The 16291-nt window shown below is 44.4% G+C and carries 12 protein-coding genes; 6 read left to right on the forward strand and 6 right to left on the reverse strand.

Annotation, left to right across the window (positions count from 1 at the left end; translation table 11 throughout):
• Positions 1–135: 135 nt before the first annotated feature.
• Positions 136–1176, forward strand: a complete 1041-nt coding sequence (locus MD588_RS07760) for a serine hydrolase domain-containing protein (protein ID WP_265696491.1) — start codon at positions 136–138, stop codon at positions 1174–1176.
• Between the two features lie 122 nt (positions 1177–1298).
• Positions 1299–1523, forward strand: coding sequence for an alternative ribosome-rescue factor A (locus MD588_RS07765; RefSeq protein WP_265696492.1), 225 nt, complete (start codon positions 1299–1301; stop codon positions 1521–1523).
• A 56-nt stretch (positions 1524–1579) separates the two neighbouring features.
• Here the strand turns inward: MD588_RS07765 and MD588_RS07770 are convergent, their stop codons facing one another.
• Entirely contained in the window at positions 1580–2593 is a 1014-nt protein-coding gene (locus tag MD588_RS07770) for a DUF2955 domain-containing protein (RefSeq protein ID WP_265696493.1), read from the reverse strand.
• 40 nt (positions 2594–2633) lie between these two features.
• Positions 2634–3701: an HlyD family secretion protein gene (locus tag MD588_RS07775; RefSeq protein ID WP_265696494.1), complete on the reverse strand. Its 1068-nt coding sequence runs from the start codon at positions 3699–3701 to the stop codon at positions 2634–2636.
• Positions 3702–3799: 98 nt separating this feature from the next.
• On the opposite strand from MD588_RS07775, the gene MD588_RS07780 reads away from it, so the two are divergent.
• Positions 3800–4669, forward strand: a complete 870-nt coding sequence (locus MD588_RS07780) for a LysR family transcriptional regulator (RefSeq protein ID WP_265696495.1) — start codon at positions 3800–3802, stop codon at positions 4667–4669.
• Between the two features lie 46 nt (positions 4670–4715).
• Here MD588_RS07780 and MD588_RS07785 read toward each other — a convergent pair whose 3' ends face one another.
• Both MD588_RS07785 and MD588_RS07790 read right to left on the reverse strand, forming a co-directional pair.
• A complete protein-coding gene (locus MD588_RS07785; RefSeq protein ID WP_265696496.1) occupies positions 4716–5117 on the reverse strand; it encodes a response regulator in 402 nt (133 codons plus the stop codon).
• Between the two features lie 511 nt (positions 5118–5628).
• Complete coding sequence (locus tag MD588_RS07790) at positions 5629–7722, reverse strand: methyl-accepting chemotaxis protein (protein ID WP_265696497.1); 2094 nt, start codon at positions 7720–7722, stop codon at positions 5629–5631.
• Between the two features lie 578 nt (positions 7723–8300).
• On the opposite strand from MD588_RS07790, the gene MD588_RS07795 reads away from it, so the two are divergent.
• Positions 8301–10979, forward strand: a complete 2679-nt coding sequence (locus tag MD588_RS07795) for a cation-translocating P-type ATPase (RefSeq protein ID WP_265696498.1) — start codon at positions 8301–8303, stop codon at positions 10977–10979.
• Between the two features lie 77 nt (positions 10980–11056).
• Here the strand turns inward: MD588_RS07795 and MD588_RS07800 are convergent, their stop codons facing one another.
• Positions 11057–13540, reverse strand: a complete 2484-nt coding sequence (locus MD588_RS07800; RefSeq protein WP_265696499.1) for a Lon protease family protein — start codon at positions 13538–13540, stop codon at positions 11057–11059.
• Between the two features lie 186 nt (positions 13541–13726).
• Here MD588_RS07800 and MD588_RS07805 point away from each other — a divergent pair, with 186 nt between their 5' ends.
• Positions 13727–14479, forward strand: coding sequence for a PHP domain-containing protein (locus MD588_RS07805; RefSeq protein ID WP_265696500.1), 753 nt, complete (start codon positions 13727–13729; stop codon positions 14477–14479).
• A 119-nt stretch (positions 14480–14598) separates the two neighbouring features.
• Here the strand turns inward: MD588_RS07805 and MD588_RS07810 are convergent, their stop codons facing one another.
• Positions 14599–15468: a mechanosensitive ion channel family protein gene (locus tag MD588_RS07810; RefSeq protein ID WP_265696501.1), complete on the reverse strand. Its 870-nt coding sequence runs from the start codon at positions 15466–15468 to the stop codon at positions 14599–14601.
• Between the two features lie 258 nt (positions 15469–15726).
• On the opposite strand from MD588_RS07810, the gene MD588_RS07815 reads away from it, so the two are divergent.
• Positions 15727–16185 carry a ferritin-like domain-containing protein gene (locus tag MD588_RS07815; protein ID WP_265696502.1) on the forward strand — a complete coding sequence of 153 codons (459 nt, stop codon included), beginning with the start codon at positions 15727–15729 and terminating at the stop codon, positions 16183–16185.
• Positions 16186–16291 lie beyond the last annotated feature (106 nt).

Raw genomic sequence — 16291 nt, forward strand, 5'->3', positions numbered from 1 at the left:
TATAGCGACTAACCTTAAAGGATATCCGACAAGCTTGGTGTCCCTGTGTTGTTCAAGCTTTGCAGACTATATACTGCGATTACTCTAATTTATCTGCCATACGCTTTCGTTCAAGCCGCACCTAAAGATGAAATTGTGTTTGCGCTCGATAGCTATGTGAAGAAGTCAGTGCAGCAAGGTATTCCTGGCGCATCTTTGGCAGTTGTGGTCGATGGTAATATTCGTTTATTACGTGGCTATGGGGTGACGAAGAAAGGCGGAAAAACAAGGGTTAACTCGGCAACAGTTTTTCCTCTGGCTTCTATTTCCAAAACATTCGCTTCGGCTGCGACATCAATACTGGTAGATAAAGGCCTCATCGAGTGGGATACCCATGTGGTCCCTTATCTCGATAACATTGAATTTAGCGACCCAACATTAGGAAAAACCGTTACCCTACGGCATCTGCTGTCACAATCGACAGGCCTAATTGCGCAAGCATACTCTAATTTGCTTGAAGATAACGTCAGGTATACCCGTATTCTCCAGATGTTGAAGCGGGTTAAGTTTGTTTGTACCCCCGGCAATTGCTATAGCTATCAAAATGTTGTCTATAACCTGAGTGCCGACATGCTGGCTTTGGCCTCGGGGACTGACTTTCCAACTCTGGTGAAGGAGCAGGTATTTATCCCGCTTAAGATGAACCATGCATCCTACGGTATGGACGCATTCAAGCAGATGCAAAACCGGGTTGTTCCCCATGTTAAAGTAAAGTCAGGTTTTGCAGCTGTAAAGCCCGTGAATTATTACTATAAAGTGCCTGCCGCTGCGGGCGTGAATGCCAGTGCTCAGGATCTGGCTAAATGGATGTTGGCGCAATTTGGCCACAACCCTTCAGTTCTCCGCCCCGCATCTTTGGAAATCATGCACAAGCCTCATATTCGGGCAAATCAGTATCGCTATCGGGCTAAGCTGAGTAATGTCTACTATGGCTTGGGATGGCGGACGTTTGACTACAGAGGGATCAAGGGGTTTGTTCATCATGGTGGCTGGGTTAAAGGGATCCGAACCGAGATGGTATTTAATCCTCTTACGCAGACAGGCATGGTTTTTTTGACTAACTGTGAAACGGACGTGGCACGAGAGATTGTGCTAGAGTTTCTGGAACTGTATAGAAAACACGTTGAAAAAGAGTGAAGTAAACTCGCAAAAGGTATGATTTTGTAATTACGCATGAACGCTGTAAAATTGAATGCGAGATATGCCTGTATTTAGCGAATGGCAGCTCAGCAATTATTGTTAACCGTAGGAATAATGTTATGGCTAAGAAACGTAAGTTGAAGCTGGTACAAACTGCCAGCGTTGAACAACAAACCGAGCAAGCAACTGAGCTTGGGCGAGGTACCATCCAGGATAATGCCCTGAAAGCCGCTGTTACCAGCAAGCTATTTAGAACCCGTGTTGTTAAGGCGAAAAAAGGCAAGGGGAGTTTTCAGCGTAAAGTTAAGCACGGAGGACGAGAGTCCTATTCAATAGCAGCTTAAAAGCCGCTATCGCATAGGACTTTCGGCCTCTTTATTCAAGATAACCCTTTTCTAAATTAAATTTCTCTATTTTTTAGATGGATAGTACGAATTAAAAAGTGATGTACGATCCAGATCATCAGTGAAGCCACAATAACTACAATAAAGATCGAATTGAACCGATATAAAATCGAGAAAAAAGCATCTTGTTGTTCGGGAACAAAAGCGGTGGTCAGCGGAATAGTAAGTGCTGATATAGCAGAGAACCCGATACTCGCTTTAATGGTTCCTGTGGTTAACCAACGACAGAAAATGCCGGCGGCAATCGCGTAAGCCAGAATAAACAGCAGGCCGTTGTTTGAGAGGGTGTATAAGCCTAGCTGTATCAACATTGCGGCGAAGCAGCCTATGAAAGTGCCGATAATGCGGATTTTGGCCGCGCCGAGAGCACCAACCAGAGTCATAGGAGCAAGAACGATGATGATCGAGGCCTGGGCTCCAGAAGAGTCTTGCAAGTCAGCAACCTGAAATAGAATAAAGGCCGACATTGCCACGATCCAACCGAGTGCTGCTTGGCGAATCATGCCGAGGGGATCTCGGCGTTGATTGTTTACTGTGATAACTGGTGGCTTAACCTGATCAGTCTGAGGCTCTGGAAATAGATAGAATGCCATTGCGGCAATCGGAATCGCAGTGATTGCCGCTATCCACAATCCGATAATAAAGTCTTCCAGGTCAAAGCTGTTATAACTACCATAGTTCAATAAGATAGAACCTATTAATAAACCGACATAGCCAAACAAATAGGTGCTTTTGTGGCCCATCGCAAAGCATTTAAAAAGCAGCATGATGCCGACTGCCACGGTCATGAGCATTGGGTAGGGTTGGAGAAAGCCGATAATGGCTGTGACTTGCAGGCTGCACCAAACAATACTCAGGAATACTTGAAGTAATATGCCCAAATGCCAGTGCTCCATGCGGCTGAGAACAAACATTGGTAACAATGTGGCAAACATACCGTTTGACCAGCCAAAAACCATACTGATGGTCAGGCCTAAGACACAGCCGAACCAGATACGAAATGTCTTCATGATTGATTATCCCGGAATATTAAATGTTGTTTGAGGGTTATCAATAGATGTAGTGAAACAGGCTTACTAGGTATATTTGAGCTTTAGCCAGGGGTGCCCAGATGGCATGGTTTTCCGGGTATAAAACAACGGTAGCTCGTGATCCGACAAACAGTTGTTTTGGCAGCTTTTCATTACTTGTCAGATTGACGCGAACCCGTTGGGCATCCCGAACCCAGCGGTTGTTTGTTTCAACGGCGGTTAAGAGGCCGTTTGGATTTTGCTGTGCAGCGGCAACACCAAAATCTCGGCTATCGATAGCCAGCGAGAAGGTCTGGCCGGGTAAGGCATCAAAGGTGACCAGAGCCTTTGAGTGCTTTGATAACAGTGCGATAGCTTTTTCCCGAAAGTCAGCAGTAACCCATAAGGTGTCGGTGGGAATAAAAGTGAGCAGTGGTTTATTGGCGCTTGCAATGCTACCTGCTTCTAACTGCAAATTGGTGATCACACCGTCAGTAGGGGCTTTTACCTGAGTATGAGATAAGTTCAGCTGTGCTTGTTTTAGGTTGTTTTCGGCGGCCAACACCATGCTGCTTTTGCCAGGTTTTGTGCCAAGTTGAGCCTGGATCGCTCGCAGTTCTTGCTGCCCGGCGTGGAGGGTCGATAATGCCACGTTCTGATTGGTAAAAGCCGTATCTAATACGGAAGCTGAAACCAGTTTTTTACCAGCGAGTTGTTTTATACGCTTGTATTCGCTACTGGCATTGGTGTAAGCGGCTTGAGCCGTAGCAACTTTGGCTTCGGCAGCTTCTGCTTTTGCATATAGCGAGGCTTCTTGTTCGTTGGCTTGTATTAATGCGACTCGGGCTTGTTCAACCGCCAAATCATATTTTCGTGGGTCAATCGTAAATAGATTGTCTCCGGCATACACATTTTGATTATTGCTTACCTGTACGTCAATAATGGTACCGGAGACCTCTGGCGCTATCTGAATCACATAGCCCTGTACCCGACTTTCCGTCGTTAGTGGGGCATGCCTGTCTGCTACCACAATGTATGCGGTAAAGAGAATAAAAATAATAATGAGCGTTTGCATCCATCGGCGAAATGTCAATTCTGCTGTTTGCATGGGGTATCCAAAGAAAAAAAGAAGAGCGTAATTATAGAAACTGCTGATTAGTTTAAATAGAATGGCAAATAAGACATTTGCGACCTATTGGTAGGACAATGAAAGCAAATATGGATGACCTGTACCTTTTTGTTTTGACGGTACGGCATGGCGGGATCAGCGCAGCCGCCAAGGCTTATTCCTTGCAGCGTTCCAAAGTGAGCCGCCGGCTACAAGAACTTGAAAAATCCTTGGGATGTCAGCTGCTTATTCGTACAACAAGGCATATAGAGCTGACAGACAATGGTCGTTTGCTGTATGAAAATATTAGTCAGCCGCTAACAACGGTGAATCAGGCTGTCAACTTGTTGGAAAATCAGCAAAAAGAGCTACAGGGTGTATTGCGTATGGCCATTCCGGCTGCGCTTATCACATCAAGCATGTTTGCCTCATTGATCGATCAATATTCGGCGAGTTTTACGAAAGTATCTCTTGATATTGTGCATTGCCAAGACAGTGTTGACCTTAAGCGGGACAATATAGATCTGCAGTTGTTACCGAGCACCTGCAAGGTGGTAAATGAAGACTATGTACAGCAAACGCTGTTGCCTTTTCCGTGTTGTTTGGTGGCTTCTCCGGCATATATTGCAGCAAAAGGAACCCCCAATCGCTTAGATGACTTATATGATCATAAGATTCTAGTCAGCCGCTATAACTCTACTGCTTTGTCTGATGGGTTAACGATTGGTTTGTGTTCTGATGATTTGCGCTTAGTTCAACATATGGCGAAATCCGGGCATGGAGTTGCATTGCTACCAGTGATTCTAGTAAGGGATGCGCTAGCAAGCGGAGAGTTGCTACCTGTTCTCACCAATGAATCTTTCCCTGAAATCAAGCTGACTTTAATCTACCCGTCAAAAGCTTACCTCCCCGAAAAGACCCGCGCGATGGTTAAGTTACTACGTGATACTTTCGTCAGTAGAAAGTAGCAGTATGATAAGAAGAGGGTGGCCACAGAGCAATGAGGCTGGAAGCTTAAGCTGAACCACCCGCCGCACTGCTTGCTTTGGTTCTGAACTTATCAAGACTACGTTGGACTTGTTTCACGGAGAGGGGTTTTACGAGGTAATCTTGGGGTTGGTGTGACAACACTTGTTTAACAACATCGGCGTCGCTTTCCGATGTAATAATAGAAACAGGCATATTGGGTAGGTTTTTTTTAATAAAACTCAGTAACTCCAAGCCATCTAGAGGTTTATCGATGTTGAGATCTAAGAAAACAGCATCAATCCAGCTATTGGAATCAATCAATATCTTCTGAGCAGCCGCAAGGCTACTGACTTTGATGATATCTTTCGGGGTGGTACACTTTCGAATAATTTGAGCCAATATCTCGGCCATCAGCTTGTTATCTTCAACAATTAAAAATCTGTTCATCTATTTACCCAAGTGACTTCGAGTTGCAAGGTTCAGAATGAGCTCAGGTTGTCCAATTCATGGAAAATGAGTGTAGGAATGGTGCTCCCTTTCAAGCTCATTTGACACCGAAGTGGGTATGCTGACTCACTCCCAAAGGGCGAATTTTATTGTCTTCTATACTGCGTTACTGATTCTTAATGTAGAACCACTGTGTCTTCAAAACAGTGCCTGGTTTAAAAGAGAATAAATTCTCTCTGAACAAGCACCTTGAAGTCACTTGGTGGTAATCACCAACTACAGCATATTGATTTTTATGCATATAAGAATAGAACGTAGTGCCTTGCTTAACAAGCAGCGATGTCGAAGTTTTCAACCAAAGTATAAGGTGACTAGCATAATTGAAAACTTGGTAACTTATTGTTTGAAAGCATTTTAAGTTGTTTTTTCTAAAGTCGTTGTGTTACAGCAAAAAGCGACCATTGTTGGTCGCTTTTGTTGGTCGAAGCGTTTTGATTGTGTCGGTGTAGTATTAGGTCTTGAACTTATTTAGCTCTTTATGAAGATCCGTTGCTTTGCCTGCCAGTTCCTCGCTGATCGTGACCGAGGACGTCATGCTGTCCATGACATCCGTCGCGGTGTCGTTAATCACGACAACATTACGATTGATCTCTTCGGCAACAGCACTTTGTTCCTCAGCCGCAGAAGCGATCTGGTTGTTCATATCGTTGATCACATCAATGGCTTCATTGATTTCTGCTAGTGCGCGCTGAGCGGCCTGAGTTTCCTCTTTGGTGTCCATCGCTTGCTGTTGGCTTTGCTGCATCAATACCACAATTGATTGAGTTTCTTGCTCTAAGCGGCTGAGCATTGTGCGAATCTCTTCCGTCGAGGACTGTGTACGTGTTGCCAAGTTGCGCACTTCATCAGCGACAACCGCGAAACCACGGCCTGCTTCACCCGCGCGAGCCGCTTCAATTGCAGCATTGAGGGCTAGCAAGTTGGTTTGATCCGCAATGCCGCCGATTTCAGATAAAATGCCTTGAATGGCGGCACTTGATTGAGCCAAATTCTGAATTTGCCCCTGAGCATCATTAACCCGAACAGCTAAATGACCAACAGCCTCTGCGGTGTTGTTCATTTGCTCCATTCCGCTCATGCTGTTTGACTGAACTTGGCTTGCAGCTGCGGCAGCTTGTACCGCCGAGCCAGCAACGTCTTGCGCCGTCGCACTCATCTCGTTAATTGCCGTAGCCAGTGAATTAACTTCGCTTACCTGAGCTATCAACTTTTCTTTAGAGTCTGCGGCTTTGGCTTTGCCTTCAATGGCACTGTGATCAACTTGATCGGCTGTCTGCATGACGGTGTGCAATGTTTGTTGTAGACGAATTAAGAAGGTGTTGAACCAATGGGCTAACTGGGCTGTTTCGTCTTTGCCTTTGACCTCAAGTCGGTAGGTAAGATCACCGTCGCCTTCGGCGACATCTTTAAAACGTTCTACGAGATTAGAGAGGATCTTGCCCAACGAGTTGGCAATCATTGTCATTGCGGCAATACCAAATAAGGCGGCAATTAGGCCAGCCCAAAGGCCTTGTTGGATTGCATTGTCATTTTGTTCGCTGCTCCAGCTTTCAAACTGGGTAATGCTTTGAGCCAGCTTGCGACTAGGAACGGAAACCATCACTATCCATGGTGCCCCAGAGGTATCAATAGAGGTAATGGCATACTCATCAGAGCCAATAGTGATTAGGTGAATGTCACCACGACGGATAAGTGATTGAATCTCTGGCCACCGAGACGATAATTCACTACTGACTTTTTTACCGACTTGAGCCGGATTGCCACTGTTTGCCAGTACCGCACCTTTCCAGGATGAAATGATGACATTGCCTTCGCCGTCAAATAAGTCTTTGGCTAAAGCTTCACTTTGTCCCTGAAGTTCAGCAAGGGAGAGGTCGAAGCCCAGTGAACCGATGATTTGACCGTTCACTTTGATCGGCTGGCTGATTGTAGTAATGAGCTCCTGCTTACCTCGCACAGGGTACATGTAGGGTTCCATCACGAAAGTCTTTCCGGTCTCGAAAGGCATTAAATGCCAGTCATCAGTCCGCTCACCATTATTATTTAACGTGGTGTTTGTGAAGCTTTCCATCGCAACCGGATCAAAGCTGTTGTTCGTATTTGGTGAAAAGAATGGGGCTAGGTAACCCTTGCTGTTGATAGCCTGCGCTGCATTTAGTTCAGAGCTTTCTGGCCATGTTTTTTGCTCCCATACCATGTAACCGGCAAAGACTGCGCGATCCTGGGCTTCTAGTGCTGCGGTAAATTGTTTAACAATCGTGTCGGCACCTGTTGCGCTTTCACCGCTTAATTCAATAATAGAGCGAACCTGATTTAAGTTTGCAAGAACCGGAAATAGTTGATTTGCAATTGCTTTGCCTTCTTCTGATGCTGTAGACATCAGTTGAAGGTTGGTTGCATCGTTAAGTTGAACTTTAACCTTATCGGTTACTTGCTGATTGACATTGGTGAATGCGCTTGTCGTCATTCCCATTGCGATAAGTAATGTAAATGCCATCGCAAAACCAGCGCTGATGGCAATACGTGTTCTTATTGTATTAAACACGAAGAGTCCTTGTATTTTTATATGGTTATATATATTGCTGCTTATTGTTCTATTTGTTTATTACGTTACGTTTTAAAAACTGAAATAAAACGGCCAAATGCGTAATAAAAATTCCAATAATGGATTATATACAAAACAGATTAATAGAATATGTGTAGATATTAATGTGGTGTAGTCGTAGATTAATGGCTGTTAATATTTGGTGGGGTGTCAAAATATTGGTCTTGATGTCAAAATACAGACGGGCTGTATTATATTTAATTGATATGTTTAATCAACAATTTAAAAATAGCTTGGCAGGGATATTATTTTTTATGTCGCTATGAGGGCCTGTTTATCGAACAGGGGCACACTTATAGAGACTAAAAGTTTTTTAGGTCCAAACTAATTGCCTGGGATTGATAGAAGCTGTCGGTGAAGCATTGTGCCTAGTATGTTTTTGCTATGGGAGCTGCGAGAATAAAAACGTTTTTGTGACCCTACCTCTATGATTTCAGTCTATTATTATCATATCTGCCTCTATACCTTAGTGGCTCTGCGTAAAAAATATTAGCTATTTTTGTTCCGAGGCCAAGGTTATGGCGCTAGAACCTCTAAAAGAAGCAATAAAATCGGGTGGCGTAAGTCAAAATACGGTAACACCCGAACCTGCGCCCAAAACAGCTGCTATAGGGTTAACGCAAAAGAAAGCGGAGGAGTTACTTCGTCAGCATGGTGCGAATCGCCTGCCTGAGCCGCCAATGCCAAGTTCGATACAGATTTTTTTTCGCCAGTTTTTAAGTCCTTTTATCTATATTTTGGTGATCGCCTCGGTTGTTTCGTTTCTTTTGGGGCAGAACCCGAGCGGTATCTTCATTATTGTGGTGTTGCTTCTGAATGCCGCTATTGGGACCATTCAAGAATATTCAGCACAACAGTCTGCTGCCGCATTGCGTAATTTGGTGAAAGGGGTTACTCATGTTGTTCGGGATGGCATAGCGCGAACGATTGATGTTGAAGAGCTTGTTCCGGGCGATCTCGTGTTGCTCTCTTCAGGTGATAAAGTACCGGCAGATGTACTTTTGCTCAGTAGTCAGAATCTGGCGGTGGATGAATCGATGCTTACTGGCGAGTCGTTGGCGGTGAGTAAAAATTTTCACGCCGAAGTTGATGACGACGCTCCTTTGTCTGAAAGAGTAAATCAGTGTTTTGCCGGCAGTATTATTACCCATGGGCGTGCCCAGGCGATTGTTACTGCCACTGCCACCAATACTGAAATTGGGCGTATTGCTCGGCATGTTACTCAGGAGAGGGTTTCAGAGCCGCCGTTAATGATCCGTATTCGTAGTTTTACCTATCAGGTTGCCGGCGGCATTTTTGTAGCTATTTTAGTGTTAACTATTATGATGCTGCTGAAAGGTGGTTATGACACCGAAGCTATTTTGTTAATGACCATAGGTTTAGCGGTGTCGGTGATCCCTGAAGGCTTGCCAGCCGCATTGACGGTTGCCTTGGCGATTGGCATGAGGCGAATGGCAAAAAACAGTGTCATTATTCGCAAATTGGTTGCGGTCGAATCTCTTGGGTCATGTACTTTTATTTGCTCGGATAAGACAGGCACCTTAACGGTTAATGAATTGACGATTCGTCAAGTGGTTTTGCCTGACAACAAGGTGTTTCGGGTAACAGGGGAAGGTATTTCTCCGGGGGGAGAAGTGTGCGGTGATACAGAACAACAGCATCTGCAACAGTTATGCATTGCCGGTGTGTTAGCCAATGAAAGCCACCTTAGCTATGCCGGAGGAGAGTGGGTTTCAGACGGCGATATTGTCGACGTCGCTTTTTTGGTATTGGCGAAAAAGTTAGGGCTGTCGATCACCCAATTGCGAGAACAGCAGACGCAATTGGATCTTATCCCCTATGAGCCGGAAAAAGCCTATTGTGGCAGTTTGAATCAAGATGGCGAGACTGCATGGCTATACGCCAAGGGCAGTCCTGAAAAGATGCTCAGTATGTGTAATCGGATGGAAACTTTGCATGGGCCAGTCGATATTGACACTGCGCTAATTGAGCAGCAATTTGAATCACTGGCACAACAAGGTTATCGGATCATTGCTTTAGCGAAGAGGGAGGTAGTTGAGAACAGCCATACACGCTTGGAGCAGATGAATTTTCTCGGTATGGTCGCGATGATAGATCCGTTACGCAAAGAAGCGTTTGATGCAATTACTCGATGTCGTGAAGGCGGCATTGAGGTGGCGATGGTCACAGGAGATCATCCTTCTACGGCAAAGTCAATTGCAATGGAATTAGGGTTATGCGAACAGCACGACGCCGTTGTCACCGGAGATATGATCCATCGGGCCAGTGCTCAGGGGCCCAAAAAAGCCGATGAACTTATTCGACCTATCCGGGTTTTTGCCCGTATAGAGCCGCAACAGAAAGAGCAGATTGTTGATAGCTTTATGCGTCAGGGGCATTTTGTGGCAGTAACTGGCGACGGCGTCAATGATGCACCAGCAATGAGGCAGGCCAATACCGGTATCGCGATGGGCCGGCGAGGAACGGATGTTGCGAAAGAAACGGCTGATCTGATCATTACGGATGATAACTTTGCCTCCATTGTTTCCGGTATTGAGCAGGGTAGGGTTGTTTATAATAATATTCGCAAGGTGATTGCTTTGCTGGTGGCAACCGGATTCTCAGCGCTGTGGCTGTTTTTTCTCTCGGTGGTTGCCGGACTGCCGATGCCGATGGTGGCGGTACAACTGTTATGGCTAAACCTGATAGCAAACGGCTTGCAGGATGTCGCATTGGCTTTTGAGCCGAAGGAAGGCCATGAATTAACAAGTAAGCCAAGAAACCCCAGTGAACCAATTTTTGAAAAAATGATCATTGAGCATGTGGTTATTTCTGGCACGGTGATGGGGGGATTAGCATTTATTCACTATTACCTTGCGCTCGATGCCGGTCAATCTGTCGAGCAGGCGAGAAATCTTACTCTGATGCTTATGGTGCTGTTTGGTAATATACATGCGCTGAACAGCCGCTCCGAAACCCAGTCGTTGTTCTCCCTGTCGCTTTTTGCCAACCCTTTCTTGATGCTGGCGGTGCCCATTGCTCAGCTGGTCCACATTGCTGCCATGTATACACCGGGGATCAGTGATGTGTTGGCAATCCAACCCATTTCTCTCGCACAGTGGAGTCAGTTACTCATCATTGCCTGTAGCTTATTGGTTGTTGAAGAGCTTCATAAATGGTGGCGCAGGCGACATTAAACTGTTTTCAATCTCAGTTAACTCATTTTGAGCCCCCATCTTGATATTGGTGGGTACACTGTATTCATATATAAAGGCTATTTTTTGGCTCCATTTATAAAGGACTTATGTGCTTTGTTCATCTGTTTAATGCGCGAGATAATGGCCGCATTGATACTGTTGGGTGGATATTGTTTTTTGTTATTTAATTTGCCCATTTGCAGTCCGGTAAGCAGGGTCATTACTTGATCGACATGGTCTACGGTCCAAATATGAAAGCGCTCTTCAGCAACGGCCTGGCGAACTTCTTTATTTATCATCAGGTGGGCAAGATTGGTATTGGGTATGATCACACCCTGTTCACCGGTTAATCCGCTGGTATTACAAATGTCAAAGAAGCCTTCGATTTTCTCATTAACTCCCCCAATGGCCTCAATATTACCGTGTTGGTCGATGGCGCTGGTGATGGCAATATTCTGTTTTAATGGAATTTGGGCAATAGCTGACAAAATTGCACAGAGCTCGGCTGTCGAGGCACTATCACCATCAACTAGCCCGTAAGATTGTTCAAAAGTGAGAGTGGCCGAAAAAGAAAGCGGCTGCTTTTGTTCATATCGCTCACGCAGAAAAGCCGTTAAGATCATGACGCCTTTGGAGTGGCTTGCCCCGCTGAGATCGACTTCTCGTTCGATATCGATAACATTACTTGGCCCTAGGTGTACTGCAGCCGTTATCCGAGTTGGGCGACCGAACATATTTTCATCGACGCTAATAACTGATAGCCCATTAACTTGTCCTATTTGCTCACCCTGAGTGTCGATCTTATGAATTCCACGATGAATGCTCTCGGTGACACACTCTTTAAGATAGCCAGTTCTGAACTTTTTGGCCTCAATGGCTTGTTGAACTGCCCCAAGGTTGATCACGTCAGCCTGGTTTTTCTCAGCCCAGTAGTTAGCTTCGTGTAAAAGACTGCTAATGTCGCCTCGGTGGAGAGTGAGCTTTTCACCGTCTTCTACCAATCTTGCTGCAAACTCAATGACTCTGGCGACAGCCATACGATCGAGAGGGCGGGTCTTTTCGTCACTTTGAAGTTGCTTGATAAATTGTGCATAGAGCAAGCATGATTCCGGAGTTCGATTGATATCTTCGGAGCAATCGGCCTGCACCTTAAACAACTGGGCAAAGTCAGGATCATAGCGTTTGAGCAAGTAATACATATTGCGGTCACCAACAAGGATGACTTTGATGTCAAGGGGGATGATATCGGGTTCTAAGCCAGCTATAGCATTGACGCTGAGCAACTGATCCAAAGGTTGGAGCAGAAGCTCCTTTGACTGGAGTGTGCGCTTGAAAACGTCCCAGACGAAGGGTTTGTTGAGCAATTGAATGACATCGATAATTAAGTAACCTCCGTTGGCGCGGTGAAAAGCACCAGGCTTAATTAAAGTAAAGTTAGTAACCAATGTCCCCAGCTCACCTTGGTGTTCAATACGCCCGATTAAATTTGCATAGGTAGGATTATTTTCATAAATAATCGGAGATGAGCCAGTTTTGCTGTTATCAACAATAATATTGACTTCATATACGGTAAAAGGACTGAAGCTGAGCTTTTGACCGGTATACTCATTGACCTCTGTTTCAAGGCTTCCACTGAAAAGCGGAATATTATTAAGAACATGTTGCTTTAGGTTGTTAATATGCTCTTTAACACACTCGATGGCCATTAAATCTTCTGGTAGCTGACCGACAAGATAGTCAAGTGTTATACCTACAAATTGTTGTTCTAGCAGTTCTTTTTTTTCCCTCATTTCCTGATCCCATAGGGGAACTTTCTTGAGGAGGTTGACGAGTAAGAGCCGTAAATCTTCGATGGCTTTATCGATGGCTTTTTGTTCTTTCGCGGGCAGTTTTTTGAATTCTTCTTTACTGATGACTTTGTCATCCTTGACTGGATGAATAAGGTAGCCGTTACGGGATCTTTTTAGGATACAGTTTTGCTGTTTTGCCTTTTCTTCAATGGACTTAAATGCGGCAATTTCTCTTTCATTGAGCTCGTTTTGGAGTTGCTCTGTATTATGGATATAGTCTTCATTTTGCAGCAGCGTGGGGACAGTCTTTTTTAGTTCTTCGATAAGGTGCTGAATTTTTTGTTGTAACCGCTTGCCCATTCCCGCAGGCAATTGCAATGCTACGGGTTTATTGGTCTCATGGAAATTATTGACGTAGCACCAATCTGATAGGGCTTTCTCTTTATCCTTATGATCTGCAATAAGTTGTTGGGTTATTGCGTGCTTACCATAGCCTGCAGAACCCATGACATAGATATTAAAACCATCTGATGGGATTCCGATACCTAGTTTTATGGCTTCAATGGCGCGCTCCAAACCAAGCGGTTGGTCCATTGGCTCGATATCATCGGTGGTCTCGAAGTTGAACTGTTTCGGGTCACAGGGATGAAATAGGTCGCAGGCTTGAAGTTTTCTCGCTTCAGTTATAGGTGTGGCTCGAGATGAATGGCGAGTGCGAGCCGGGGCTAGTTCCTTGTTGTATTGGCTGGCTTTGGGCGAAAAATCATTCATAACAGTTGGCCACCGATTATTGTTATTCGTGTTATACCGCTAAGTATAATAATCAAAAGTGTTTTTTTCTGACTTTAGGTGAAAATTTAGACCTGAGGGATGATGGGAATGGCTGTTGTGGGAAACTATTAAAGTCCAACAGTCAAAATTGAGCGGCTTCATCTATTATTTACGAGGGAGGCGTTTATGATTGAGTTCGACAAATTATCCGATTTCTTTTCTGGTTTTTATGACTTTAAGCGAAGTGATGAATTTATTTATCTTGATTTTCATTTACATACAATTGCTCCCAATGGATTCAATACGTCCCCGTTTCTAATTGAATTTCTTAAAGGAAAAAAATATCTTATCTCAATCACCGACCACAATGATATCAGAGGAGCTATTTCCGCCTATGACTTGGGTATCAATAATGTACCGGGGATTGAGCTTGGGTGTGAAGATGGTTTCGAGATTTTGGTCTATTTCAAAAAAATTCAGGAGCTTGAAGACTTTTACATTGGTGAGGTCGAAAAGAACAAACACCCATATAGGATGACCAGAACCAATAAAGATATATACTACTATCTTGAATCACTGGTAGGGCGGAATTGTCATATCTCTATTCCGCACATAAATGGGCTTGCACAAAAAAACTACTTGAATAATAAGCCCTATATAAAAAGTGTGTTGAATCGTGTTGATGCTGTTGAAACCTATAATCACTCCCTTCCTAAAAATAGGAATATCAACGCACAGGTAATTAGGCAAAATTATCAGCTTCAGGCAACATTTGGCAGTGATGCACATGTTAACCATGAGCTACTGTCATTCTACCGCTTTCTGAATTCAGAAGAAAAAATCCATCATAAACTGATGGATAATCTGTATAAGTTACCGGTGGTTTCGGGAGCTGCCTATAAGGATATGCTTTTTAGGCTGAAAAAGTGGCCTCGGTGACGCTTGCCAAATTTTTCCTCTCATACAAAAGGGCAAAACGGATGTCGTTTTGCCCTTGTATTGTACCTAAGTAATCTTGCGTTACTTAATCAACTTATTTGATGCGTCTCGAGCACGCTCTATGCGATCGCACGCGAGTGATCACGCTCTTCTTTGTTTTGGTAACGTTCACAGTATAAGACCATAAAGTCTTCACGAATCAATTGTTCTAGCTCAGATGCGCGCTCAGTTGGACAAAACAACATGAAATGAACCAGCTGTTCACCTGTGTTGGTCGTCGTAATGTGAATATGTGGCTCGGCGCCCGGTAGATCGACGCCGGCATGCCTTTCAATAACATGGTTATAACGTTTGGCGACATCGATAAAATCTTCACTGTGGTCATCAATTTTTGCCAGCATGATAGGCAGCATTGGATATAGGTTAACTGTTTCCCGGATCGTAATTGAGAAGTTGTGATACACATAGCGCTTCATAAAGTTAAGGTTCTTGACCGGAACGCTAAAGAACATGCTATTGGGAATCGTCGCAGTTTTTCCTGTGTAATGGTATTGCCCATGGTGAAGGTCAATCTCTTGAATTACGGTAGCCATTAGGTTGTGCTCAATCACTTCACCGCATAATGATCCCACTTCAATCCAGTCACCAATTTGAAATGAGCGTGAACTGGCGCGCTGTATCGATCCGGTAAAGCACAGGATAATCTCTTTGGATGCGACAACAACGGCTACGGCAATAGCGGTTAGCGATAAGGCAAACTCACTGATCTCTGATTGCCACAGAATAAAAAGTGTCAGCAGTACTAACGTAAAGGTGCCGTTTTTGGTCCGTGAGATCCATTTACGCTGCTTTTCACTTAAAAAATTAGTATCGCTACGGATCTGGGTAATCGTCAGTCGTCTAATCATAAGAACAAATGCAATGATTAGCACACTGAGCAGGAGTTTATGCGTCAGCAGGTAAGTGACTAAAAGTTCTAATTTTTCCACAGCTACAACCAATATGGATACGACAATAATCGATGATTATAACGACACCATTCACCGAGGGGCATTACTTTTTTACGAATATTGGTGCCGGTGTCATTATTACTCAATATTTTGTTTCTAACACAATTTGGTGAAGAGGGCTGGAGACAATACCGCGATTGCTTATCTCGACTAAAATAAGATCCTGTATAACCCCAAGTTTCATTGTTGGCCGTAAAGCCACGCCGATGCTTTGTTGTAGATAGTTAAGGAGTCATGATGAATGACATCGAAAAACAACAAGTGATAGATCTATTGAACAACATCATGGAGGTGGAGTTGGCTGGTGTTGTTCGCTATACCCACTATTCCTTAATGGTGTTTGGTTATAACCGTATTCCGATCGTATCCTGGTTAAAAGGAAATGCAGATGAGGGGCTTGTCCATGCTCATAAAGCCGGGGAGCTTGTCACTTTATTGGGCGGGCATCCATCGCTAAAGGTTGGTCCGCTATTGGAAACACAAAAACACGATATTGGCGATATCTTGAGGGAAAGCCTCGGGCACGAAAAGTCAGCCCTTGCCTTGTATTATAAACTGCTTCATTTGGTTGAAGGGAAGTCGGTGCTGTTCGAGGAGTACGCCAGGGAAATGATTGCGACCGAAGAGCTCCATCTTGATGAGGTTGATAAAATGCTGAGAAAGCCTGGTGATATTACCCCTTGCCATAAAACCTAAAGGGGGCGTCTATCGCAGCTGTTATTTTAAGCAGAGCTAGTGAAAAGCTGTGTGATTTGGTGGGCCAAATAAGTAATTTTTAACACCCTAGCGTATTCTTCTGCAG

It is taken from the genome of Photobacterium obscurum (assembly GCF_026191635.1).
GTDB classification, from domain to species: Bacteria; Pseudomonadota; Gammaproteobacteria; order Enterobacterales; family Vibrionaceae; genus Photobacterium; species Photobacterium obscurum.

Bases quoted from the DNA above. Each gene is read 5' to 3' on its own strand.
- MD588_RS07765 (WP_265696492.1), top strand. From the start codon at position 1,299: ATGGCTAAGAAACGTAAGTTGAAGCTGGTACAAACTGCCAGCGTTGAA.
- MD588_RS07785 (WP_265696496.1), bottom strand. From the start codon at position 5,117: ATGAACAGATTTTTAATTGTTGAAGATAACAAGCTGATGGCCGAGATA.
- MD588_RS07805 (WP_265696500.1), top strand. From the start codon at position 13,727: ATGATTGAGTTCGACAAATTATCCGATTTCTTTTCTGGTTTTTATGAC.
- MD588_RS07775 (WP_265696494.1), bottom strand. From the start codon at position 3,701: ATGCAAACAGCAGAATTGACATTTCGCCGATGGATGCAAACGCTCATT.
- MD588_RS07780 (WP_265696495.1), top strand. From the start codon at position 3,800: ATGAAAGCAAATATGGATGACCTGTACCTTTTTGTTTTGACGGTACGG.
- MD588_RS07795 (WP_265696498.1), top strand. From the start codon at position 8,301: ATGGCGCTAGAACCTCTAAAAGAAGCAATAAAATCGGGTGGCGTAAGT.
- MD588_RS07800 (WP_265696499.1), bottom strand. From the start codon at position 13,540: ATGAATGATTTTTCGCCCAAAGCCAGCCAATACAACAAGGAACTAGCC.
- MD588_RS07770 (WP_265696493.1), bottom strand. From the start codon at position 2,593: ATGAAGACATTTCGTATCTGGTTCGGCTGTGTCTTAGGCCTGACCATC.
- MD588_RS07815 (WP_265696502.1), top strand. From the start codon at position 15,727: ATGAATGACATCGAAAAACAACAAGTGATAGATCTATTGAACAACATC.